Origin of the sequence: Microbulbifer sp. CAU 1566 (assembly GCF_023156515.1) — a bacterium.
Classification (GTDB): domain Bacteria; phylum Pseudomonadota; class Gammaproteobacteria; order Pseudomonadales; family Cellvibrionaceae; genus Microbulbifer.
On record NZ_JALNMG010000005.1, the window covers coordinates 286,548 to 309,196 of the forward strand.

Sequence of the window (22,649 nt, forward strand, 5' to 3'; positions counted from 1 at the left end):
ACTTCTGGAAAAATATTTTTCATGATTTTGCGTTCTGGCATCAACAAATGGTCTTCACTTACGACTTACACAGTGATCATGATCGACCTTCGCAAACAATATAGGTATTTGAATTTTTATGCTCTTAAATTGGCTTTGTAATTTTATTTGAAAATTTTGTTTAGCCCTATCGTCGCCGTGAACTATGCGTACGGCACGAGGCTCGGCTTCCATCTTTTGGATGAAATCCAACAAATCATTCTGGTCCGCGTGTGCACTGTAGCCACCAATGGTTTCTATTCCGGCCTTGATATTTAGCCTTTCACCATCCAGCTCCACATAACCATGACGAGGGCCGTACTTCTGAATATCCCGCCCCGGCGTACCTTTGGCCTGGTAACCGACGAAGATGATGTTGTGGCGCTCGTCTTCCAGCATCGCCTTCAGGTAATCGACGATACGTCCACCGGCGCACATACCACTCGCGGCAATCACAATGGTCGGCTGTTTGGTATGCGCGAGGCGGTTCACCATTTTCTGGTGGGTTGCGTGGTCGTCTACGGTGATCAGCTGTTCGAAACTGAGCGGGTGGCGGCCCTGCTGAACAACGGCCTGTGCTTCCTGGTCCCAGTATTTTTCCAGGCGACGGTAGACTTCGGTGAAGCGGCTGGCGAGCGGTGAATCGACAACTACCGGGAGGTCATGCCAGGGGCTTTGTTCGCCGAGTTTCTGTTTCTGCTCGTGGATGATGTTTTCAATCTCGTACAGCAGCTCCTGGGTGCGGCCGATGCTGAAGGCGGGGATCAGGACGCTGCCGCCGTCTTTCAGTGCGCGCTCTATGGCCTGGTGCAGTTTCTCGGCGCGCTGTTCGCGGTTTTCGTGGATGCGGTCGCCGTAGGTGCTTTCTATGACGAGTTCGTCGCAGCCTTCACTCGGGGTCGGGCCATATAACAGGGGCGTGTTGGGAGCGCCGAGATCGCCGGAGAAGAGGGTGCGGCGGGTTTTCTGGCCGTATGTTTTGTCGTCGACCTTGAGGTCGCACTCCACATAGGCGGAGCCGAGAATGTGGCCGGCGCGTTGCAGGCGGATGTTCAGGGTGTTGCTTGCTTCATCAATTACGGGTTGCCAAGTGTTATACGACAGCGGGCGCAGCTGGGCTTTGATGTAACCGAGGAATTGTTCGATCAGGGCTTTATTGCGGGTTACGCCGATTTTGAGGGCGTCTTCTAATACCAGGGGCAGGAGTTCTGCGCTGGGCTCGCTGCAGTAGATCGGTCCACGGAAGCCGGCGGCGATCAGGTAGGGGATTCGGCCGCAGTGGTCGATGTGTACGTGGGTGACCACCAGCGCTTTTACGCTGTCGATGGGGAATTCGATTTCCAGGCGGTCGTGCTTGCTGCCGCCCGGTGAGGTTTCTGCACCTTGGAACAGGCCGCAGTCTATAAGAATGGAGTTTTGTTCATCCAGGTACAGCTGGTGGCAGGAGCCAGTGACGCCGTCGACGGCGCCATGGTGCTGGATGCGGCCGAAAGCAACCGGGGCCGGGCCTGCAGTTGCACTTTGTGGTGCGGCGGTGGTTGCTGTCATGGTTATTGGTGTCCGTGTGTCTGTTCCGCGGCAAATCCCTGCCACGCTTGTTGTTGTTCGAGTTACTGTTCTTTAGAGAGCGATTATTCGGGGAATACCGGAAAACACGATATCTGCGGGGAACAGATGCACTCTGCCCGCTCACGGAATGTTTAATGTGGTAGGTGTAGAAAACTCGCCCCCGCGAGTAAGGCCACCGCTAACGGTGTGCCACCCCCTCAAATAATGAGGATTACGCCCCCAGCGCCCTGCCTAAACTGTGTTACTAACCGGAAACAGCCCGGAAGCACTGCACAGACAAGATGAGACAAGCGTCACACTTTATCAGTTATTCCGGGCTTTTCAAGGCTGGTTTGAGACCTGGGCGGTCATGAACGGTCAGCCTTGTCGGGCTTTTGCTTTGCCCGCCTCTTTCCAGCCTCTTGCCTTTCGTTTTCGTTTTGCTTTTAACACAGCCGGGCTTTCCGGGTAATAAACGGCAGTATCTAGTCATTTACTACCCGGTTTTGCCGTATCTCCGGCTTGGCCGTTGGTCAGGCAGTCTCGGCAACGGCTGCCGGGCGTCTTGCCAGTAGGGCTTTGAGGTCTGCACCGATTTCTGCGTGCTGCAGGCCGTATTCCAGTTGCGCCTTCATGTAACCGAGCTTGTTGCCGCAGTCGTGGCTGTGACCGACGATACGATATGCCTCTACAGTTTGTTTTTTGAGCAGCTCGTCGATGGCGTCGGTGAGCTGGATTTCACCGCCGGCACCGGGCTTGGTGTCTTCCAGCAGGCTCCAAATCTCCGCGGGCAGTACGTAGCGCCCTACAACCGCCATGTTGGAGGGGGCGGCGTCTACTTCCGGCTTTTCTACCATGCCGTCGATCTTGGCGGTGCCGCCGGTTTGCAGGTCTGCACCCAGGCAGTCCACCACACCGTATTTGCTGACCTGGCTCCACTCTACGGGCTCTACCATGATCTGGCTGGCTTTGCTGGTGGCGAAGTTTTTCACCATGTCGGCGAGGTTGCTGGCCTTGAGGTCTGCTGCGTACTGGTCGATCAGTACATCTGGCAGCAACACGGCGAAGGGGTTCTCCCCGACTACCGGGCGGGCACAGCTGATGGCGTGGCCCAGGCCTTTGGCCTCAGCCTGGCGCACGGAAATCACGGTGACGTCTTTGGGGACGATGGAGCGTACTTCTTCCAACAGCTGGCGCTTGAGGCGGTTTTCCAGCTGGGCTTCCAGCTCAAAGGAGGTATCGAAGTGGTTTTCGATGGCGTTTTTACTGGCGTGGGTGACCAGCACGATTTCTTTAATTCCGGCTGCGACGGCCTCGTTAACCACGTATTGGATCAGCGGCTTGTCAACGATAGGCAGCATCTCTTTCGGGATGGCCTTGGTGGCGGGGAGCATGCGGGTGCCCAGGCCAGCCACCGGGATTACAGCTTTTTTTACTTCGTTCATTCCTAAGTTCCTTTCCTTCATTCTTTTTATTTGGCATCCGGTCCAAATAAATTGGAGACACCCAAATCGTGACAGGCGTCACACTTTATCAGCAAATTATGACAATTCAACAAAAACGGGGACAAGCGTCAGGCTCTGACTCCATTGTATAGATTTGTCACTTTTACCTCGGTAACGCCCTCTATTTATTCGTCAGCAAGTTGCGTACCAACTGTACGGCTTGCGCATTTTCCAACCTATTTTCTGCGCGACATGGCCCTGGTTTCTACTTACCAATCCATTTGTGGCGGGCACTTCTGCCTCAGCGACTTCGCGCCGCCCTCACTTCTCCGGCGCAGTGCCAAACTTTTAGCCGGCTCGTTCATTTTTTGAGCGAAACAATTTGTGCGAAAGCAAAGACTTCCTTGTAACTGCACTTTGGCCAATTCGGCCGTATTACTGCGCAGGAGTTGTAATGGGTAGTACCTGTGACCGGCAAAAGCCCCATAGTGACCAATGTAGATTCACGCGCCACGCTCAGCTGGTGCTGATCATACCCTCCCTGGCCCTGCTCTTCACCAGCGGCCTGCTGATGGCCGCGGCGGCGGTTGCCCCCCTCAAGTTGCCAGATGGCCTGGTGCAGGAGATGAGCGACCACTACGGGCCGGAAGCGAGAGTCCGACTACTCAGCTGGCAGTTGATGGTGAAGGAACAGGCAGCTGTACTGGAGTGGCAACGCTTACAGCACATTAATGCATTCCTGAACCGAATCCCGTTTGCCGAAGACCAGGACCACTGGCACCAGCAGGACTACTGGGCCACACCGGTGCAGTTCCTCGCCTCTAACGGTGGCGATTGTGAAGACTTTGCCATTGCCAAACTCTTCAGCCTGCAAGGCGCCAACATAGATCCAGACAAACTGCGCCTGATGTACGTCACCGCCAAAGAGCTGGGCCAGGCGCATATGGTGCTGCTGTACCGGGCCAACTCTGGGGAGCACCCACTGGTACTGGACAATATGACCGGTGAAATCATGGCCGCTCGCGACCGCACAGACCTGGCTCCGGTGTACAGCTTCAACGCCAGTGGCCTGTGGCTGAATAAGCGTACAGAGCAAAACGAACACGAAGTAAAAGTCCGCAACCACTCCGGCTCCAGCCTGTGGCGAGAACTGGTGGCACGTATGGAAAAAGAAGGAGTGCTCTGAGCAATGACTGTTTACAAATCGAACAAACACCAGTCAATCATCGGCTGGGGGCGCTTTGCGCTCTGCTGCGTGCTGGCACTTGGAGCCCTGGCGCTGTTCGGTGTACTGGTGGTGCGCGCGCAGATATTGGCAATGCAGGAATTGCAGGCCCAGGACAGCGCCAATGCCATCAGCGCGGCGTTGCAGCCTTATATGCACAGTGGCGACGGCATCACAACGGATCCAGAAGATAAGCGTCACACCGGCAACCCGCTCATCCGGGACACCTTACTCAGCGCCATAGGCCAGAGCGGCGCCTATGGGCAGATCACGTTAACAGACCCGGCCGGTAACACTCTGTATGAGCAGCGATATGCCTTGGTTGAGCCGGGCGTGCCGCTGTGGTTTCAGCGTTTGTTGCCGATTAATCCGCCAATTGTGCAAGCCGAGGTACTGGCTGGCTGGGATATTGCAGGGACTCTATCGGTAAGCCGCCACCCGGCTGCGGGCTACCAGCTGGTGTGGCGTGCGGCATTGGGCCTGACCGGGCCGGGGCTGATTCTGTTGGCAGCAGCAATCTGGTTACGGCGCCGGCGACTCCAGGCGGAAGCGCAGAGAGTGGAGGAATGGCAACGCACTCAGGACTTGCTGCAAAACCGTGTTTACCAGTTAACCGCGCAGCTGGAGATGCTCGAAGAGCGCGCTTTGTATGAAAAAGAAGCGGCTGACTAGACAAGCTCTGAGTGGGCGCCCTTTTATGTACCGAGTGTGTACAGGATTTTTCTAGCCCTTTAGGGCTAAATTTTTTCCGTTTTGTGCGCTTGTTTTAAGACATTTGTGAATATTTGCGGTGAGGTAAGTGGCGCAGTCTTCCCATTTGCGGTATAGCCGCTACAATCCTCCGCTGTTTCGAAAGGAATCTACCGAAAATAATCTTCTTTAGGGGGAAGTATGAAAAAGTCAGCATTGGGGTTCGCACTGGGTGCGAGTTTGCTGAGCAGCGTAGCTTTTGCCGATGTGGCACAGTACATTCAGGCCGGCTACTCCATGGAACAAGTAATTGCGCTTGCCGCCGACGAAGGCCTGAGCGTAGAAGAGATTGTTGCGCAAGCCGTGGCCGCCTCTCCTGAGCAGGCCGGTGCTATTGTGGCGGCCGCCGTTGCCGCCAACCCGGACAGCGCGGCCAGCGTGGTGAGTGCTGCCGTTACTGCCAACCCGGCCGTTGCAGAGGCCGCGGTAAGTGCAGCGGTTGCAACCAACCCGGCTACCGCTTCAGCCGCGGTCAGTGGCGCCGTAGCAGCCAACCCGGAAACCGCCCAGGCAGCGGTAAGCGCTGCAGTAAAAACCAACCCGACAGTAGCAGACGCTGCGGTTAGCGGTGCGGTATCCACCAACTCCGCAACTGCGGCAGCGGCCGTGAGCGGCGCCGTTTCTGCGGGTGCCAACAGCGCGCAGGTTGCTAGCGCGGCCATTGCCAGCGGTGGCGACTCCAGCGCCGTTTCTGCGGCTACCGCCTCTTCTGGCCAGACTGCTGCGGCAAGTGAATCCACTTCCGGCGAGACTGCGGCTGAAAGCACTGCAGAATCCGCTTCTGCAGAAACTGCAAGCACCGCCGGCACCACCGAAACTGGCGCTGCTGAGACTGCAAGCTCTGGTGCTGCTGAGACTGGCGGTACCAGCACCGCAGGCACTACTACCGGTAGCTCCCTGACCTCACCAACTACCCCTGCGGCGCCTGCTCCAACCACCCCGGTTGCACCGCCGATCAACCTGCCCCCGCCCCCGCCCGCTGGCTGTGGTGGCGGCAATGATTGTGGTAGCACTGCCTCTCCTAGCTGATTTAGCATCCGCTAAACAAAAAAGGCCCATCAGGGCCTTTTTTGCGTTTTTATCTCTCGTCACAGAGTTAACCAATACAAAAACTAAAACATCTGACCAATTTTGCTGTAGTTGTCCATGCCCAATCCCAGCCTGATCTCCACAATTAGCGAGAGCACCGAGCGCCTTGAGCGCACACTTTTTTACGCTCTGCTCATCCTCCTTTTCTGGCTACCCATTCCTCTTGGGTCACACCGCCCCTGGGCCTGGTCCATTCTGGAGATTTACACTTTTGTGCTGATGGGAGGCTGGCTGCTGGTTAATGTCCATGCCCCACAACTACACAGATTGCGCCCCTACGCGCCGCTGCTGATCATTTTCGCTCTGATACAAGCCTGGGTATGCCTTCAACAGCTGCCGCTACCGATCAGCTGGCTCAACACCCTAGCGCCGGAAACTGCGCAGCAATTTTTGCTCAGTAATCCCTCAGCAACGGTGGCCACACTCTCACTGGATCCCGCGCAAACCCACATTGCTCTCATCAAGGGGCTCAGTTACTGGTGCCTGCTTTTTTTGATACTGGCTCTGGTAAACACTTCTCGAAGACTCAAAACCCTGGCACTAGTGGTTGTACTGACAGGGACTTTTCAAGCGTTTTACGGCGTACTGCAGGCGCTTTCCGGCGCTGAGACCAGCTGGGTAATGGGGTACCACAACAGTGGCATTGCCACCGGTGGCTTCCGCTACAAGAATCACTTTGGCAATTTCCTGGTGCTGTGCCTGTGCCTGGGTATCGGCCTGCTGATTGCCAGCCTGAGCAACAGCAAAGGCGGCAAGCTGAAAGACAAACTCAAGAACCTAATGAACATGTTGCTGGGCGGCAAAGCAGTGGTACGCATCTGCCTGGCGATGATGGTCATCGGCCTGGTGATGTCGCACTCGCGCATGGCCAACACGGCCTTCTTTGTAAGCCTCAGCGTTACCGGCGCGCTCGGCCTGCTTCTGATCCGCCATAAAAGCCGCAGCCTGACCATTTTGCTGGTGAGCCTGATGGTGATCGATCTGTTTATTGTGGGCAGCTGGTTTGGTGTGGATAAGTTGCGTCAGGAAATTGAAGAAACCAGCTTCACCCAGGAAACCCGCGATGAAGTAAACCAGTATGGAATGACGCTGATTGAACAGCACCCGCTTTCCGGTACTGGCGCTGGCAGTTTTTATTCCTCCTTCCCCAGCGTGAAAGGCCCGGGAATCAATCTCTTTTACGACCAGGGACACAACGACTACCTGCAATTCGCCATCGAATTCGGCCTGCCCGCAACCTTGCTCATGGGAGCGGTGATTTTGTGGAGCCTGTTTCACGCCTTTGTCGCCCTGCGCACCCGTCGAGACAGCTTGATGCAGGGAGTCGCTTTTGCGGCAGTGATGGCGATTGTGGCGGAGCTGATCATGCTGACTACGGATTTCCACCTGCAGGCACCGGCGACGGCGATTTATTTTTTGATGATGCTGGGACTGGGGTGGAAGGCGCGGTTTATGGAGAGTGCCAAAAGGCACGGCTGAGAAGCTCCCTGACTAGCCCGCCAGCAATCGGCGCTGCAGTAGGCGCTGCATATCCCTACGCCCGTCCACTATCAACAAGACAAACACTTTCTGTCCATTAACCCGATAAATAACCCGGTATGGCTTAAAGTAAACTTCGCGATATTCACGAATTCCGAGCGCAGACAACTCATTCGGGTAAGCCCCGCGCTCTGGCTGCTCTGGCTGCTCTGGCTGCTCTGCGAGAGAGTTTATAACTTCTTGTAAGCGATCCAGTACCCGGTCGGCCTTCTCTTTCAGGTCAACAGTCTGGATATAGTTGCAAAGCTCTTGCAGATCGAGAGCGGCATCATTTGTCAGAAAAATAGAGTAAGCCATTAGCTGCGCTTACGTAGCCTATCGAATACGTCCGCCGCTAGCTGCACTTCCCCTTCTTCTATCTGGCGGTTTCCCAATGCCAGGATTTTGAGCAACGCCATTGTTTCCTGGGTTTGCTCATAGCTTTCGATATCCTGAATGACGACCTTGGCTTCGCCGTTCTGAGTGATGATGAGCGGTTCCCGTACTTCACCCAAGTTTCGCACTACTTCGGCGGTGTGGGATTTCAGATAGCTGATGGGCTTAATTTGGGTGGATAGCTTCATGGATGAGAGCCTCAGGCAATAAGACTGAATATAGTCTTAATTTAGGCCCATGAACAGGAAGGGTGACTCGGGCAGGCAGCCCTATACCTTTCGGGTAGAAATACTGGGGTTCAGGTTCATTGGCGCGGGATGATTCGCGGCGTTGCCGCTCACCCCTTCGGGGTCGCCTGTGCTGGCGCTCTGCGTCGCCTGACGGCTCCTTGTGAACCGGGAGCTATGCTTCCATCAAGTTAGGCTCCACCAAATACGAAAAAAGCCGCATCCTTTCGGATGCGGCTTTTTTCGTATTTGGTGGAGCCTAGCGGGATCGAACCGCTGACCTCAACACTGCCAGTGTTGCGCTCTCCCAGCTGAGCTAAGGCCCCAAATTTGGGTTGCTTTCGGTTGATGTTTCCGTCGAAAGCGGGGCGCATTTTAACAATGCTTGGCGGGCTGTCAACAAGAAAAATAACTTTTTAATCAAATAGTTAGGGACCAGACCGTCATGCCAGTCAAATCCGGCATGACGGCGGACGGAATCAGCCCAGGGAGGCGTATTCCTTCTCCCAGCGCTTCAGGACTTTCTTGCCAGCGCCACCCAGTACGTCAATAGCCTGGCGCAAGCGGGCACGGCTGAGATCTGCGCCCAGCAGGTCCATAGCATCCATGACCGAGAAGGACGCAGTGGTTCCACTGATGGCCACGAACAGGGGCGCGTTGAAGTCTTTCAGCTTGATGTCCATCTGGGTAGACAGCTCTTTTACCGCGGCGAAGATGTTGTCTTTGCTCCAGCTGCGCAGGGCTTCCAGGCGCCAGAGGGCGAATTGCAGCAGCTTCTTCTGCTCTTCCAGCTCTAGTTTGTTACCGGCGAAGCTCTCTTCGGTCAGCGGCAGTTTGCCGGCGGCGAGGAAGCTCACCAGCGGCATGAAGTCACCGAAGGTTTCCATACGGCCTTTGGCGTGGGGCAGCACCTTCATCAGGTTGTCGCGGTTCAGCAGCCATTTCTGCAGGCGGTCGGCCAGGGCCGCATCTTCCAGCTCGCGGATCCACAGGCCGTTGAGCCAGCTCAGTTTCTCCACATCAAACACCGGGCCGCCCAGGGACACACGTTTAATGTCGAAGTGCTTGAGCATTTCGTCCAGGGTGAACTTCTCGCTCTCGTCCGGCATGGACCAGCCCATGCGGCCGAGATAGTTCAGCAGGGCCTCAGGCATAAAGCCAGCGCGCTGGTAGTAAAGAATGGAGGTTGGGTTTTTGCGCTTGGACAGCTTGGTTTTGTCCGGGTTACGCAGCAGCGGCAGGTGGCACAGCACCGGCATTTCCCAACCGAAGTATTCGTACAGCAGCTTGTGCTTGGGGGCGGAGTTGATCCACTCCTCGCCGCGCAGTACGTGGGTGATTTCCATCAGGTGGTCGTCGACCACGTTGGCCAGATGGTAAGTCGGCATGCCGTCGGACTTGAGCAGGACCTGGGCGTCTACCTGGGCCCAATCAATTTCGATGGTACCGCGCAGCAGGTCGTCAATCACGCAGGTGCCGCTTTCCGGTACGTGCATACGCACAACGAAGGGCTCGCCCGCCGCTTTGCGCTTGGCGACTTCTTCTTCCGGCAGTGCCAGGTCGCTGGGCTTGAGTGTTACGCGGCCCGCTTCCTGCAATTGCGCGCGCAAGTGATCCAATTCTTCCGCAGTGCGGTAACAATGGAAGGCGTGGCCTTTTGCGACAAGCTCATCACAGTACTTTTTATAGATGTCACCGCGCTCGCTCTGGCGGTAGGGACCGTGCGGGCCGCCCACATCCGGGCCTTCCTGCCAGTCGAGCCCCAGCCAGCGCAGGCTGTCGAGAATCGCCTGCTCGGATTCCGGGGTGCTGCGGACCTGGTCGGTATCTTCAATACGCAGCACAAACTGGCCACCCTGGGCCTGAGCGAAGCACTGGTTGAACAGAGCAATATAAGCGGTGCCTACGTGGGGGTCGCCGGTGGGAGAAGGAGCAATACGGGTTCTTACGGTCATTGGACGCCTGATCGGTTGATTGAAATCAATTTGGCTGGTTTAGAGGCGCGGCATTATATCGCTGTGGTTTGGAGGCGCACAGGGGATAAGGTGCTGGCATCAAACCTGTCCAAACTGCCGCTATAGACAAACGATCGTACAAGAACGACAAGTCAGCAAGAAATTCCGTGACTAAGATCACAGAATTGGTAATATCGCCTCTAAGTCGACAAGATTGGAGGAAAATCCGCCAATTTGCTGTAGTAGACGCCAGGGAATGCTCATAAAATGCACGCCCTGTATAACAAAAGCAATTTCGTTATAACGACAACACTTTGGGATTTAGGGAAAGACCATGAAAAAAGCTCTTTTGACTAGCTCTTTTGCAGCTCTGGCCATCGCTGGTGGCTACGCCGCTGCCGCGGAAACCGAGTCGGCTACAAGCCTCATCACACTTAAGATCGACCCAGTTATTTACATTGCCAATGTCGACCCGATTATCCTGACTCCAAACCCCGCGACTCCTGCCGCCGTGTCACAAGCCGACGACTACTGTGTAGCCGGTATCGGCTTTAGCAGCTATATCGTCAACTTCACCAGTGCTAATGGGGACTTTGTTCTTAAAAATGGCACCAATGAGATCAGCTATACCGTCGGATTTGACGACGTATCGAGCTCCGGTGGTACTCCGCTGTATACCACTGCGAATTACAACGAAAATTACATCGCTCAAAGCAAGGCGGATACCAGCTGTACAGGCACGACCGAAAACGCCAGCTTCCAGATCTCGGTAACACAGGCTGCCTGGGAAGCTCAGGCAACCGAACTAGACAAGGGCACCTCATTTACTGACACCCTCACGATTACCGTTACCGCGGACTAACCCTGCGCACAGTTTGGAGGTGGGTAAACCCACCTCCGGTCTCTGGCAATGGCGCTGACACACTCCAAACGTAAAATAACCCTCACATGGCTCACGCTATTCGGGTTTACCCTTTCCGGACCACTCAGCGCGGCCACTGCTGCATTTGTGCTGGAAAGTGGTGTACCGGAAGGTTTTGCGGAGCTGACTGAGCCTCGACAACTTGTCGCCGATTTGTATTTTGGCGGAAAGCCGATTGGCGCGGCGGAGGTTATTGTTACGCCGGACTCCGTGCAATTCAGTGATCCCCTCTCAGTACTTCAACTACTGCCCAATACTCTGGCACCGGAAGCAATCCTCGCTGAACTGGCAAACCCGCAGCCGCCGAACGCGCACAAGATTTGTCGAACCCGAAAACAGCAAGACTGCGGCGCAATCTCCACCGACAGTCTCGCGGTGATTTACGACGACTCCAAGTACCGCGTCGACCTTTTTTTAGCGCCAGCCTGGCTACCTCAGCAGAACGAGGTGGAAGATCCCTACCTACCAGAGTCGAGCAGCGATTTATCACTTGTGCAGCAATTGTCTGGAAGCTGGTCTGGTGTACGAAGCGAAAATTTCCGCGACTCTCGCAGTTACAACCTGGCCGGAAAGACAATCCTCGGAATTGGAGAAGGTGCTCTCTGGAGTCAATGGTCGACGACCGATACAGGTAATGAACAAATTCACCAGTTGCAGTGGAGCCGAGACTATCGGGGGCAGGCCTATGCCATTGGCTTAATGCAGCCAGTCGGTAGTTTTAGCAATTTTGTTTCTACCCCTTACCTCTATGGTCTGGAATATCGTAGCTCCATCAGAACACGCACCGACACCAGCCATCAACAGGGCTCGCCACTGGAAGTGAACTTGCCCGTACGAGGTCGCGTTGAAGTGCACCGTGATAACCGGCTGTTACACAGTGTACTGCTAGAAGCCGGCAATCACCTGCTGGATACCTCCATACTTCCCCCAGGCTCTTACGAAATCGAAGTCCGAACTTTCGATGATACTGGCCGACCGCTAAATACATTTACCACTTTATTTTCTAAAGATGCGTTGCTTCCCCCACCGGGAGAATGGCGCTGGACGCTACAGGCCGGGCAGCCAGCTTATTCTGACCTGATGCATGCGCTACCTAAACGTATCGATGATCATTTTGCACAGGCGAACATTGCTCGCAGAGTGGCTGACGACATCGGTATTTTCTCTACCCTCGCGACTACTGAAGATGTTCAGCTTATGGAAGCTGGCGCACGCTGGGTGACACCGCACCTCGAACTATCTCCCAGCTTGGTAAAAACCACAGATGGGCGTGAGGGGCATCGTATTCAGGGGCTGTTTCATAGCGAATTATTCACACTGAGCATTTCCGATTTGAAGCTAAATGAGGCCCAAGTTGACCCTCTCGTAAATCAGTACTCACTACTACCCACGGGCCAGCGCCAGCGAAATGCAAGCCTCAACACAAGGGCACTCGGTGGGCAGCTTTCCATGCGATACAGCAAACACGACCGCCCACAATCTTTTGCCATCTCAGAGATTGATAATGAAAACAACTTCAATCCAGCTAAACGGCTGGCCACGCTCGAATTTAGCAAACTGATCCTGCGCACCCGCAGCTGGTTCGGTCGCCTGAACCTGTCATACGGCGAAGCCGATGGCGAAGCATACGGCAGTATTGGTGTTCAATTCCGGATGCGCGATGGGCGCTGGCAGCACACCGCGACCTTGAACTCTAGCCGCGAATTATCTGGGACCGCTAGAAACCGAGGTGGCTATAGCACGCAGTGGAATGATGGGGATCTTTGGGCCGCCGACGTGGAACAAGAGCTAACAATTGAAGCTTCCTCTAGCGACCAATATCTGGAAAGTCGATCCACTGTGACGGATCGCCGAGGTAGTTTTACATCAAGTTTGCGATACCTGGATGATGAATTTAACAGTGCACTCAACTATGTTGGCAGCTTCAATACCAGCATAATGAGCACCGGAGACACTCATGCCTGGGGCGGAGGACGTTCGTTTGACAGTGCTGTTATCCTCGATATCAATGGGAGTCCTGGTGACAAGTTCGAAGTGCTTGTCGATGGGACACCACAAGGTTATGCAAAAGGTGGGGATCGCACTGTTATCGATCTAGCACCTTTTCGCACATACGATCTCAGCCTGCGACCGTTGGGTGATGGTTTTTTTGAATATGAAGATGATCAGGAAGCTCTGACGCTCTATCCTGGCGGCGTTGCCCATACAAACTACGACATCAAGTCACTCGTTATTGTTATGGGGAGACTCCTCCGCGCAGGGAAACCTGTAAAAAATACCCGTATTTCAATCGGTACCTTTTCCGCCAAAACTGACGATTTGGGCATCTTTCAGTTGGAGATGTACACAACACCACGCAATATGCGTGCACCGTATCTACTCTGGGGGAATTGTAAAATTGCCTTGACCGAACAGACTTCAGGAGAAGACTGGCTAAACCTTGGGGTCATCGAACTTGGATCGAGCCACTGTGAAAAATCACAGCCGCAGCTTGTCGGGATTAAAGATGTGTAAGTTCAACCTCAGCAAACTGGCGTCGCGATTCCTTTTAATACTTACGCTACTGAGCCCTACACTTGCTCATTCGCAAGGTTGCAATGGCAATCTCGATGCCTGCGGCTTTCCCGCTACAGTGAGCCTCAACTCCGACAGGAGTCAAACCACTCAGATCTTCACCGTGCGCAGCCGACAAGGTCGAAACTCTCCGAGAGATTATTACCTTCAACTTACTCAGCCCGCAGCAACCAGTGGCAACTTCTTACTATACCCGGCGAGCGGCGAAGGCTCAGCGCTTCAAATTGAAATTTCGTTCCAAGCGGAAAGTTCCGGCCTTTTTGACCTGTCTCCTACAGGCATCGCTATAGGACCTTTCGGCGGCACACAGAATGAAACTCAAGCCGCGCTGATATTCAGCGTGACACCCGGACAAACGATTACGGACTCGTATTACGAAGGGGGTTTTCAACTCAACCTCATGCGAGATGATCCCTTTTCTCCTGGCACTACCACACAGGTCAGTTTTATCGTAGCAATCACTGTAGCTCCAACATTACAACTTAAAAGCCTGGGCCCAGTGGATTTAAGCAACGCGGGGATTGCCCCAGGGCAGCCCTTGAGTAAGACGGAAGACTTTTGTGTGGGCGGAGCTGGGTTCAGTGAATTTACCGTAAATTTATCCAGTTTGAACGGTAGCTCTGGCGCAGGAGGAGGAATCTATCCTTATACACTTATTGGACAAAGTAGCGGAGAACAGTTGTCATATTCGGTGGCGTTCACAGACGATTTCTCCGACCAAGTCGGCACTGAACCTACCAGTAGTGGCGACATTACAACCCCCTACCTATTGAAAGGCGATGCCGATTGTTCTTCCGATACAGCCCGGATAATTGTGACAGTGGAGGCTACAGAATGGGGCAAGGCCGTAGATTCAATCTATACCGACATTTTGACGGTGACAGTTACCAGCAACTGAGTTTCCCAAGTATATCGGATCCTATGCGGATACCTGACAACAGGCTTCATTCAAGAGACAAACGAAGGACGCCGCCCTCTGGCCCTCTCGTTTGAATCTTAATCTCACCGCCTCCGGAGACTTCGCCTAGATCGAGTGAGCTTTTCGCGTAAATTCGACCATGCACGTCAAGATCCGCGCATTCGGAACCGACCCGGCAATGCTCGATCTGAGCGACATCTGCGTTCACATTCCCAAGATTCTTCAGTTTCCAGATATTACCTTCACGAACAAGACTCAGGTCATAAGCGCCACTTTCAGGCTGAACAAAGACCAGAGCTTGAAATGCCACGAGCACCTTCAGCGCTGGTCTGTCACTCTTGATCTCGCCAACAACGGGTTTGAATGTAACGCGATACACTTTCTCTTCTGTCAAACCCCGCTCCAAAGACATCAGTCGAAAGCGCTTTTTCTCACCCTGAGAGAGCACCGCTTTTGCAGGACTCACAAGTAATTTAAATTCCTTTGGATCTACGACTCTGACCCTTTTCTCATCGGGCATACCCGGGTTATCAACACGAAATATTTCTGTTTGCAGATAAAGTGTCTCTTCGTCTGGATTGGTAATAACGATGTCATCCCGAGAATGCGGCGAGTCATCAAGGTACACAATGATTTTATCGAGGGACATCGCTGCCCAAACTGGATTGGCCAGCAATATGAAGATCAGCGCTAGAAATCTACTCATAGTCTGTCGCAGCAAAGGAATTATGCGACCTATTCTAATCGCACTGTGAAGGGAAACAACTACAGAGCTTCAATTACAAGGTTTTTATCAGCATCTACCCGAGGGATTTGAAGGCAAGATCCGTTTGCCCGGTTCCCTATAATCCGTCGATCGTGCGCTCCACTCGTATCCAGCACGACCTGATAGGCTGGCGCAGGCAGGTTTCCGACACATAGCCGCTGTGTTCCTTCAGAGCCTGATGGGAGAACCTTTACCGATGAAGGAATCGCCAAGACAATTTGCGCAGGTGCGCTAGAAGATGCAGCCTCGGACAATGGACAGAGAACCGCTGACAGCCCTGCCATTCCATAAAGCCACTGGGGGAATCGATATCCTCGCGCCATAGTGCCAACACCCAACCTCTAACACCATTTCTCTTCCTTTTTTAGTGTAGGCCCTTGCAAATGAGCATCCCCCCTTCGCAATAAGGCCCGTGCCGCCTCGCGCCAATTCCTCCTTGCAACCCACCCCACACCAACTATTTTTCAAATAGAGATTTCGCGGTATCTCCCACCTCTCCTATCCACACAATAAAGCCACACCCGGCGGGAACTCACATCGATGTTGATTGCGCATTTGGGCGACAAAATCCACCACCCGGAGAACACTTTGGCGGCGTTTGAAGCGGCCCATGGGCTGGGTGCCTGCGCGATTGCGACTGAAATTCAGTTCAGCAAGGAGCGCACCCCCTGGTGCTGTGCCGGGGAGGGAATGGATTTCACCAAGGTCGGGATTTCTGCGCCGCTGCACCGCCTGAAAGACCGGGACCTAAAAACACTGCCGATTAGCAGTTTTCAGCAACTGGTGGACTGGGCCAACCGCCACCGGCATCTGGAGTGGTTTGTAGAACTGAACGCCGACACCCTCGCCCGGGTGGGCGCAGAGGCGGCCATCCGGCGGCTGCGGGAGGAGATTCCCGGCAGTACCGACGCCTTTGTACTGCTTACATCCGACCTGCGCAGCCTGCGCCTGGCCCGCAGCCTGGGGTTCGATCTGGTTGCCCTGCGTATTCCCAGCGTGGCCCGCTGCCTGTCGGCAGAGGTGGTGACGCTGGCACCGGACTTTTTGCTGATTGACCAGAGCCATGTGGATTGCCAGGAGTTGCCACCGGGCCCATGGCAATGGGTGGTACACGAGATCAATACGGCCCAGGGGGCGGTACACTGGCGCCACCGAGGGGCACACCACATTCTCACGGGTAACCTGCCACTACTGATGCGCTCCCGGGAGGCCAGTAATGTCTACGGAATATGATGTTCTGGTAGTAGGCGCCGGCATCCAGGGTGCCGGCGTTGCCGAGGCACTGACTGCCGCCGGTTACCGGGTCGCGATTCTGGAACAGGAGGCCGTAGCCCACGGAACATCTTCCCGCTCTTCCAAGCTGATTCACGGCGGGTTGCGCTACCTGGAGAGCGGCCAGTTCTCACTGGTGTACGAATGTCTGAAGGAACGCCGCTGGCTACTCGCCCACAAACCAGACCTGGTGCATATGGTCCCCTTCCTGATCCCGGTGTATCGCCACAGCCGCCGTCCGGCGTGGAAGATTCGGCTGGGACTGACTCTTTACGCCCTGCTGGCGGGGCTTTTCTCACCCCATTCCCGTTTCCGCAGCATCTCCGTGAATGATTACGATGCGCTCTGCGGCCTCAACGGCGACGACCTGCTGGCGGTCTATCGCTATTACGATGCCCAGACCGATGACGCAGCCCTGACCCGCGAGGTGATCACCAACGCCCAGCGCGGTGGTGCCGAGCTGATCTGCCCCGGCAGCCTCGTAGGTGCCGAGGTCACTGACAAGTTCGTACTGGTGGATTACTTCCACGAGGGCCAGCTGAATACCCTGCACTGCCGCGCACTGGTGAACTGTTCCGGGCCCTGGATCGAGGATACCAACCGCAAGTGCGCCCCCAGCGCCAAGCTGCCCCCTTTGGAGCTGGTGGCGGGCACCCATATACAGGTGCCGCTGAAACTGGCAAACAAGATCTTTTATGTAGAAGCGGAAGACGGCCGCGCCGTGTTTGTAATGCCCTGGCAGGGGGAAACCCTGGTTGGCACCACCGAACGCCCCTACCACGGCGATCCCTCCGAAGTGGCGCCGACGCTGGAAGAAAAAGCGTATTTGCTGCGAACCCTGAAGCAATACTTCCCGGAAACCCGCCCACTGCAGTTGAACGAGCTGAGCGACAGTTTCGCCGGCCTGCGGGTACTGCCCCACGCCAGCAGCAACCCCTTCTCCCGCAGCCGCGAGACCATGATCTGCTGCGACAACGACAAGCACCCCCATATTGTGGCCGTCGCCGGTGGCAAGCTGACCAGTTACCGCGCCACCGCGCGTGCGGTCCTGAAAAAGCTGCGCCCGGTTCTGGCCGGCCGCGCCGACTGGAGCCCGATGACCGCGAGCCAACCTGCGGATACCGAGCCGAGCGCCAAGGAGCGCAATCTCTAGCTGGCACAGGGGAACTTGGTAGCCGCACTGCCGGCAGTGCCTGTCACTCCAATCCATCAAAGGCCCAGCGCACCGCCGTGACTTGTTATACTGCGCGGAGATTTACCGCCTGACAGTCGTTTTATGCCTGAAACATCCCCCCTCGCTACCCGCCCGCACACTGCCGGCACCGCCACTGTGGTTTCCCACCGCTTCTGCACTGCCCCTTTGATGGATTGGAGTGACATTAAATAAAACACATTAAATACAAATACTTACAGGACTACATACATTTCCGTACCAGTTTTGTACTACAAAAAATAATTCATCTGCTAACTGGCGTGCACCCGGCATCCTATTGAACGCCAGTTCGCTTTAGACAAAAAAAGACCCAATTAACTTCCGTGAATTTTCGTGACTGTATTGCATGGCCAACTGATCTCGCATAAGCACCTACAAGTCCGACACCTCTTCAAAACCATTCTTTTAAATATCTCAATTAACCTTTAGCATTAATCAATGGCACAAAATTTTCTTCAAGTTTTCACTTCCCCCAAAAAACCCTGAAAGTCCATGAACGAGGACACAACATAAAAATTCACCCGCCAATTAATACTCCGCTAAATCCACAGAAATTTTAGTTGTGCGTGGCGTTAAGTTCGACTAGCATCAAGTTGCTTTCTTTAAGCAGATATTTAAACAAAAGGAAATAATAGTGAAAAAGAAATCCATTTTTGCAGCTTCATTCTTTGTAGTTCTTTCTGTGGCCTCCACTTTTTCAGCAACAGCTAGCGCTGACGGATGGGTATGTGAAATTCTAAATTTGAATTGTCACAACCCTAAATAATGTCAAAGTAGATGGGCAATTTTTTGCCCATCTCTGCCAACTACTGAAACCAGCGACACGACCTATTCTTATCGCTTATTTAGGCGAAATCACCTGCAATTGAATATCAGTTATGCACCTCAGCCTCTGCTTCTTCAAGACGGTGGACCACCGCTCCGAGGCGAGCATTTACTTCGCCAACCAATGCCTGAATCATTAATTTGTGTGGCCCAATTTTTGGGCACTGTAGTGCCCACAGTAAGCTATCGCTAAATTGCTGAACTTCCCGCACCTCTTCGGCGCACTCAACAATCTCTATTACCACTTCCGTCTCGGTTCTATCGGCCATTGGACTCGCCCACCCCCAAATACTTACTGTTACTTCTTTAGGTCATGTATATTTATTTGCCCAAGGGGCGATAACGCCACCCAGCATACTTATCCTGCTCATCGAAGTCATATAGGTGCGTGTACCGCTTCAGGGTTCCCCAGGAGCGGTGCCCGGTGATCTGCGCCACTCGGCGGATCTGCAGGCCACGCTCGAACCAGTAACTCGCGGCCTCATGGCGCAGGTCGTGGAAGCGCAGATCCTCGATGCCAAGCAGGCTAGTCGCTTGCGTGAAGCGGGCACTGATCGCCTTCGATACATAGGGGAAAATCCGTGCGTCAGTTTTTGGTTGCCGCTCGATGACCGCCAGTGCCTCATCCGGAATATGTGCCCAGTAGCTCATCGGCCGCACCGGATCCTTGGCTTCCGGCACCAAAATCCGCTTCTTCTCTCTGTCCAGGCCATCCCAGCGCAGCTTGGCAATTTCCTCCTGGCGGCTAGCGGAGAAGATAGCAAACAGCACCAGCTCGTCCAGCGGCATCTTCTTGCGGTAACCGCGCTCACTGAGCTCGATGATCTGCTCCAGCTCCTCAAGTGTTGGCCTTCGGTCACGCTGCTCGGCCTTCTTTGCCATCTTGGTCTGGCTGGCCACATCCAAAGCGGCACTCACCTCGTCAGCAGCAATTGGCCACTCGCGGCTGGCCGCAATTGTCTTGAAGGCGACCGACAGCCACATAATGTCGTTCTTCATCGTCTGAGGCTTTGCCTCTTTGAGACGGCGGCGGAGGTAGTCTAGGATATCGGAGCGGCGCAGGTTCATGGCGTCGATATCTGCCAAGTCCGGCCTATTTATCAGGGCCTTAATGGTGGCGAGCTTTGAGCACCCGAAGTTACCCACATCGATAAAGTCATCCAGGTAGGTCTGCAGCACATCGCCGACCGTGTAGCCGCGGCACTACTTTTTGAGTCGTTCAGCGGGATCCTGCAGCTGCATTTCCCGCCGGTCTGCCCATGCTTTCGCCTGGGCTTTTTTGCCGAACGTCTCGCTCTCCGTATAAACTACCTTTCCATTCAGAAATAGGCGGATCTGCACCGTATAGCGCACCTCTCCCTTCGCGTTCTTACGCGCCCTGATGGTTGCCACGATTCCCCACTGGTACAAACGTGGAAAGGTATCAGACAGCCAACTTCAGACAAAACGTTGTAAAATCAAGTAGTTATGCCAAAAACCCTCTCTCACCGCTTCTGCACCGCACCTTTGATGGACTGGAGTGACAGGCACTGCCGTTATTTCTGGCGCCAGTTCAGCAAGCATGCCCTGCTGTATACCGAGATGGTCACCACCGGCGCCATTCTGTTCGGGGATCAGGAGAGCCACCTGGATTTTGATGCGGCGGAACAGCCGGTAGCCCTGCAGCTGGGCGGCAGTGATCCCGAGGATCTGGCGCGCTGTGCACAGATTGCCGAGCAATGGGGCTATAGCGAGGTGAACCTGAACTGTGGCTGCCCCAGCGACCGGGTGAAAAAAGGCCGCTTTGGCGCCTGCCTGATGGCGGAGCCGGATCTGGTGGCCGAATGTCTGGGCGCGATGAAAAGTGCAGTTTCGATTCCGGTCACGGTGAAACACCGCATCGGCATCGACGATATGGAAGACTACCCGGGACTGACCCGCTTTGTGGAAGCCCAGGCCAAAGCCGGCATCGACACCTTTATCGTTCACGCCCGCAAGGCCTGGCTGAATGGCCTCAGCCCGAAAGAAAACCGCGAGGTACCGCCACTGAAATACGACATGGTGTACCAGCTGAAGCAGGACTATCCAGACCTTGAAATTGTGCTGAATGGCGGCATCAATTCCATTGACGAGTGCCTGCAACATTTACAGCGATTAGATGGTGTTATGCTCGGGCGTGCGGCTTACCAGACGCCGGGCATTCTGGCACAGGTGGACGCGACCCTGTTTGGCGGTGAGCCCGGGCCGACACCGGCGGCGGTGGTTCAGCGGATGTTGCCCTATATCGAAAACGAATTGAGCAAGGGGCAGCGACTCAATCACATAACCCGGCATATGATGGGTTTGTTCCAGGGGGTACCCGGTGCACGGCGTTTTCGCCGACACCTGAGTGAGCAGGCACACACCGCCGGGGCCGGTCCGGAAGTACTGGAGCAGGCGTTGGCACTGGTGACCGACGCCGCATAAGAAATTCGAATGATTGATATAAGGAAGTGGGGAAGATGAACAAACTGGAACAACTCAAGCAGCGCAGCCTGGTGGTGGCCGATACCGGCGATATTGAAGCAATTCGCCGCTATCAGCCGCAGGATGCGACCACCAATCCTTCCCTGCTCTACAAAGCCGCACAACTGCCGCAGTACGAACAGCATGTAAAAGATGCCCTGAGCTGGGCGGAGAAGAACGGCGGCGATGTGATCAATCAGGCCTCCATGAAGCTAGCGGTGGCCATTGGCTGCGAGATTCTGCAGCTGGTGCCCGGTGTGGTTTCTACCGAGGTGGATGCACGCCTGTCCTTCGACACCCGCGCCAGTATTGAGTACGCGCGCAAATTGATTGCCATGTACCAGCAGGCCGGTATTGATCGCGAGCGGGTGCTGATCAAGCTCGCCTCCACCTGGGAAGGTATTGCCGCAGCAGCGGTGCTGGAGCAGGAAGGTATCCACTGTAACCTGACACTGCTGTTCAGCCAGTGCCAGGCCGTTGCCTGCGCCGAGGCCGGAGTTACCCTGATCTCACCCTTTGTGGGCCGCATTCTCGACTGGTACAAGGCCAGCACCGGGCGCGACGACTACACTGCACAGGATGACCCGGGTGTGGTTTCCGTGACCAGTATCTACGAATACTACAAATCCCGCGGCTACCCCACCATTGTGATGGGTGCCAGCTTCCGCAATACCGGAGAGATTGAAGCCCTGGCGGGCTGCGACAAACTCACCATCAGCCCGCAACTGCTACAGGAATTGCAGGACGATGAAGGCGAGCTGGCCGCAGGCCTCAACAGCGACATTGTCAGCCTGCCGGCGCCGAACACTCAGCTGCAGGAACCCGAGTTCCGCTACCAGCTGAATGCCGATGCCATGGCCACGGAAAAATTGGCCGAGGGTATCCGCAACTTTGTCGCCGACCAAATGAAGCTGGAAGAACTGCTGCAAAAAGCCCGCTGAAACTCTCAGCAGGGTTTTCTGCAGACACCCACTGACTACAGAAGACTGATAACACCAATCGAAAAAGGAACCCGCGATCATGCTGCAACAGATTCGAAAACTGTTTGAACAGATTGGTCGCGGGGATAGTGTGGAAGTGCGCACGGAGAAAGACGTGCGCATGATCAGTGCGGCTTTACTGGCAGAGATTGCCACTGCTGACCAGAAGGTGGACGACCGCGAGCGGGCGGCACTGGTACAGCTGCTACAGCAACACTATCAGTTGGACGGTGACACCGCGCAATCCATGGTCGAGCGCGCCCTGACCGAGCGCCACGAGGCTACTTCCCTGTATGAATTTACCCAGTCGGTGAACACCAACTTCAGTGAGCGTGACAAGTACCTGCTGGTGAAGCAGATGTGGCAGGTGGCTTTTGCGGACGGTGAGATAGATGCGTTTGAAGAGCATCTGATACGGCGGGTAGCGGAGCTGATTTACCTGCCCCACGGGTTGTTTACCCGCGCCCGCGCGGAAGCCCGGGACGGGGACAGCTGATCCCGACCGGGTCCTTTTTAACGTTCA

20 protein-coding genes and 1 tRNA gene are annotated in these 22,649 nt (G+C 54.9%); 12 read left to right on the forward strand and 9 right to left on the reverse strand.

The window, feature by feature from the left end; all coding sequences use genetic code 11:
- Window positions 1-54 precede the first annotated feature (54 nt).
- Window positions 55-1,566, reverse strand: a complete 1,512-nt coding sequence (locus tag M0G74_RS14110) for an MBL fold metallo-hydrolase (RefSeq protein ID WP_248218650.1) — start codon at window positions 1,564-1,566, stop codon at window positions 55-57.
- A gap of 533 nt (window positions 1,567-2,099) precedes the next feature.
- Window positions 2,100-3,011, reverse strand: coding sequence for a UTP--glucose-1-phosphate uridylyltransferase GalU (gene galU, locus M0G74_RS14115; RefSeq protein ID WP_248218666.1), 912 nt, complete (start codon window positions 3,009-3,011; stop codon window positions 2,100-2,102).
- Between the two features lie 454 nt (window positions 3,012-3,465).
- Here galU and M0G74_RS14120 point away from each other — a divergent pair, with 454 nt between their 5' ends.
- The 4 genes from M0G74_RS14120 to M0G74_RS14135 all read left to right on the forward strand — a co-directional run bounded on the left by M0G74_RS14120 (window position 3,466) and on the right by M0G74_RS14135 (window position 7,554).
- A complete protein-coding gene (locus M0G74_RS14120) occupies window positions 3,466-4,197 on the forward strand; it encodes a transglutaminase-like cysteine peptidase (protein ID WP_248218672.1) in 732 nt (243 codons plus the stop codon).
- 3 nt (window positions 4,198-4,200) lie between these two features.
- Window positions 4,201-4,908: a LapD/MoxY N-terminal periplasmic domain-containing protein gene (locus tag M0G74_RS14125; RefSeq protein WP_248218679.1), complete on the forward strand. Its 708-nt coding sequence runs from the start codon at window positions 4,201-4,203 to the stop codon at window positions 4,906-4,908.
- Between the two features lie 219 nt (window positions 4,909-5,127).
- The gene (locus tag M0G74_RS14130; protein WP_248218681.1) at window positions 5,128-6,015 is read left to right on the forward strand and encodes a hypothetical protein; all 888 of its coding nucleotides are present in this window, start codon (window positions 5,128-5,130) and stop codon (window positions 6,013-6,015) included.
- Window positions 6,016-6,132: 117 nt separating this feature from the next.
- Entirely contained in the window at window positions 6,133-7,554 is a 1,422-nt protein-coding gene (locus M0G74_RS14135) for an O-antigen ligase family protein (RefSeq protein ID WP_248218693.1), read from the forward strand.
- A 12-nt stretch (window positions 7,555-7,566) separates the two neighbouring features.
- Here the strand turns inward: M0G74_RS14135 and M0G74_RS14140 are convergent, their stop codons facing one another.
- The 4 genes from M0G74_RS14140 to gltX form a co-directional block, all read right to left on the reverse strand.
- Window positions 7,567-7,911 (reverse strand): type II toxin-antitoxin system RelE/ParE family toxin, encoded by a 345-nt coding sequence (locus M0G74_RS14140; RefSeq protein WP_248218695.1) that lies wholly within the window; start codon window positions 7,909-7,911, stop codon window positions 7,567-7,569.
- A complete protein-coding gene (locus M0G74_RS14145) occupies window positions 7,911-8,177 on the reverse strand; it encodes a type II toxin-antitoxin system Phd/YefM family antitoxin (RefSeq protein WP_248218701.1) in 267 nt (88 codons plus the stop codon). Before M0G74_RS14145 ends, M0G74_RS14140 begins: the two co-directional genes overlap by 1 nt.
- Window positions 8,178-8,466: 289 nt before the next feature.
- Window positions 8,467-8,542, reverse strand: a tRNA-Ala gene (locus tag M0G74_RS14150).
- A 153-nt stretch (window positions 8,543-8,695) separates the two neighbouring features.
- Window positions 8,696-10,171 carry a glutamate--tRNA ligase gene (gene gltX / locus M0G74_RS14155; RefSeq protein WP_160154397.1) on the reverse strand — a complete coding sequence of 492 codons (1,476 nt, stop codon included), beginning with the start codon at window positions 10,169-10,171 and terminating at the stop codon, window positions 8,696-8,698.
- A 334-nt stretch (window positions 10,172-10,505) separates the two neighbouring features.
- On the opposite strand from gltX, the gene M0G74_RS14160 reads away from it, so the two are divergent.
- Genes M0G74_RS14160 through M0G74_RS14170 form a run of 3 tightly spaced genes read left to right on the forward strand, consistent with a single transcriptional unit; the run spans window position 10,506 to window position 14,565 of the window.
- Window positions 10,506-11,033 (forward strand): hypothetical protein, encoded by a 528-nt coding sequence (locus M0G74_RS14160; RefSeq protein WP_248218702.1) that lies wholly within the window; start codon window positions 10,506-10,508, stop codon window positions 11,031-11,033.
- Window positions 11,034-11,081: 48 nt separating this feature from the next.
- The gene (locus M0G74_RS14165; protein WP_248218705.1) at window positions 11,082-13,607 is read left to right on the forward strand and encodes a TcfC E-set like domain-containing protein; all 2,526 of its coding nucleotides are present in this window, start codon (window positions 11,082-11,084) and stop codon (window positions 13,605-13,607) included.
- The gene (locus tag M0G74_RS14170; RefSeq protein WP_248218716.1) at window positions 13,600-14,565 is read left to right on the forward strand and encodes a hypothetical protein; all 966 of its coding nucleotides are present in this window, start codon (window positions 13,600-13,602) and stop codon (window positions 14,563-14,565) included. Before M0G74_RS14165 ends, M0G74_RS14170 begins: the two co-directional genes overlap by 8 nt.
- 46 nt (window positions 14,566-14,611) lie before the next feature.
- Here the strand turns inward: M0G74_RS14170 and M0G74_RS14175 are convergent, their stop codons facing one another.
- Complete coding sequence (locus tag M0G74_RS14175; RefSeq protein WP_248218718.1) at window positions 14,612-15,292, reverse strand: hypothetical protein; 681 nt, start codon at window positions 15,290-15,292, stop codon at window positions 14,612-14,614.
- Between the two features lie 600 nt (window positions 15,293-15,892).
- On the opposite strand from M0G74_RS14175, the gene M0G74_RS14180 reads away from it, so the two are divergent.
- Window positions 15,893-16,585: a glycerophosphodiester phosphodiesterase family protein gene (locus M0G74_RS14180; protein WP_248218733.1), complete on the forward strand. Its 693-nt coding sequence runs from the start codon at window positions 15,893-15,895 to the stop codon at window positions 16,583-16,585.
- On the forward strand, window positions 16,569-17,777 hold the full coding sequence (locus M0G74_RS14185; protein WP_248218740.1) for an FAD-dependent oxidoreductase: 1,209 nt from the start codon (window positions 16,569-16,571) through the stop codon (window positions 17,775-17,777). Before M0G74_RS14180 ends, M0G74_RS14185 begins: the two co-directional genes overlap by 17 nt.
- Window positions 17,778-18,709: 932 nt before the next feature.
- On the opposite strand, the gene M0G74_RS14190 is transcribed toward M0G74_RS14185, so the two are convergent.
- Entirely contained in the window at window positions 18,710-18,931 is a 222-nt protein-coding gene (locus M0G74_RS14190) for a hypothetical protein (RefSeq protein ID WP_248218747.1), read from the reverse strand.
- Between the two features lie 52 nt (window positions 18,932-18,983).
- The gene (locus M0G74_RS14195) at window positions 18,984-19,841 is read right to left on the reverse strand and encodes a site-specific integrase (protein ID WP_248218767.1); all 858 of its coding nucleotides are present in this window, start codon (window positions 19,839-19,841) and stop codon (window positions 18,984-18,986) included.
- Between the two features lie 288 nt (window positions 19,842-20,129).
- On the opposite strand from M0G74_RS14195, the gene dusA reads away from it, so the two are divergent.
- The 3 genes from dusA (at window position 20,130) to M0G74_RS14210 (ending at window position 22,622) form a co-directional block, all read left to right on the forward strand.
- Complete coding sequence (dusA, locus tag M0G74_RS14200; RefSeq protein WP_282450199.1) at window positions 20,130-21,107, forward strand: tRNA dihydrouridine(20/20a) synthase DusA; 978 nt, start codon at window positions 20,130-20,132, stop codon at window positions 21,105-21,107.
- 35 nt (window positions 21,108-21,142) lie between these two features.
- A complete protein-coding gene (tal, locus tag M0G74_RS14205) occupies window positions 21,143-22,087 on the forward strand; it encodes a transaldolase (RefSeq protein WP_248218774.1) in 945 nt (314 codons plus the stop codon).
- A gap of 79 nt (window positions 22,088-22,166) precedes the next feature.
- Window positions 22,167-22,622: a TerB family tellurite resistance protein gene (locus M0G74_RS14210; RefSeq protein WP_248218789.1), complete on the forward strand. Its 456-nt coding sequence runs from the start codon at window positions 22,167-22,169 to the stop codon at window positions 22,620-22,622.
- Window positions 22,623-22,649: the final 27 nt, after the last annotated feature.

Coding starts and splice junctions, on each gene's coding strand:
- M0G74_RS14210 (WP_248218789.1), top strand. CDS start 22,167: ATGCTGCAACAGATTCGAAAACTGTTTGAACAGATTGGTCGCGGGGAT.
- M0G74_RS14160 (WP_248218702.1), top strand. CDS start 10,506: ATGAAAAAAGCTCTTTTGACTAGCTCTTTTGCAGCTCTGGCCATCGCT.
- M0G74_RS14165 (WP_248218705.1), top strand. CDS start 11,082: ATGGCGCTGACACACTCCAAACGTAAAATAACCCTCACATGGCTCACG.
- M0G74_RS14185 (WP_248218740.1), top strand. CDS start 16,569: ATGTCTACGGAATATGATGTTCTGGTAGTAGGCGCCGGCATCCAGGGT.
- M0G74_RS14135 (WP_248218693.1), top strand. CDS start 6,133: ATGCCCAATCCCAGCCTGATCTCCACAATTAGCGAGAGCACCGAGCGC.
- gltX (WP_160154397.1), bottom strand. CDS start 10,171: ATGACCGTAAGAACCCGTATTGCTCCTTCTCCCACCGGCGACCCCCAC.
- M0G74_RS14180 (WP_248218733.1), top strand. CDS start 15,893: ATGTTGATTGCGCATTTGGGCGACAAAATCCACCACCCGGAGAACACT.
- M0G74_RS14175 (WP_248218718.1), bottom strand. CDS start 15,292: ATGAGTAGATTTCTAGCGCTGATCTTCATATTGCTGGCCAATCCAGTT.
- galU (WP_248218666.1), bottom strand. CDS start 3,011: ATGAACGAAGTAAAAAAAGCTGTAATCCCGGTGGCTGGCCTGGGCACC.
- M0G74_RS14120 (WP_248218672.1), top strand. CDS start 3,466: ATGGGTAGTACCTGTGACCGGCAAAAGCCCCATAGTGACCAATGTAGA.
- M0G74_RS14140 (WP_248218695.1), bottom strand. CDS start 7,911: ATGGCTTACTCTATTTTTCTGACAAATGATGCCGCTCTCGATCTGCAA.
- M0G74_RS14130 (WP_248218681.1), top strand. CDS start 5,128: ATGAAAAAGTCAGCATTGGGGTTCGCACTGGGTGCGAGTTTGCTGAGC.
- M0G74_RS14145 (WP_248218701.1), bottom strand. CDS start 8,177: ATGAAGCTATCCACCCAAATTAAGCCCATCAGCTATCTGAAATCCCAC.
- M0G74_RS14110 (WP_248218650.1), bottom strand. CDS start 1,566: ATGACAGCAACCACCGCCGCACCACAAAGTGCAACTGCAGGCCCGGCC.
- M0G74_RS14170 (WP_248218716.1), top strand. CDS start 13,600: ATGTGTAAGTTCAACCTCAGCAAACTGGCGTCGCGATTCCTTTTAATA.
- tal (WP_248218774.1), top strand. CDS start 21,143: ATGAACAAACTGGAACAACTCAAGCAGCGCAGCCTGGTGGTGGCCGAT.
- M0G74_RS14190 (WP_248218747.1), bottom strand. CDS start 18,931: ATGGCCGATAGAACCGAGACGGAAGTGGTAATAGAGATTGTTGAGTGC.
- M0G74_RS14125 (WP_248218679.1), top strand. CDS start 4,201: ATGACTGTTTACAAATCGAACAAACACCAGTCAATCATCGGCTGGGGG.
- dusA (WP_282450199.1), top strand. CDS start 20,130: ATGCCAAAAACCCTCTCTCACCGCTTCTGCACCGCACCTTTGATGGAC.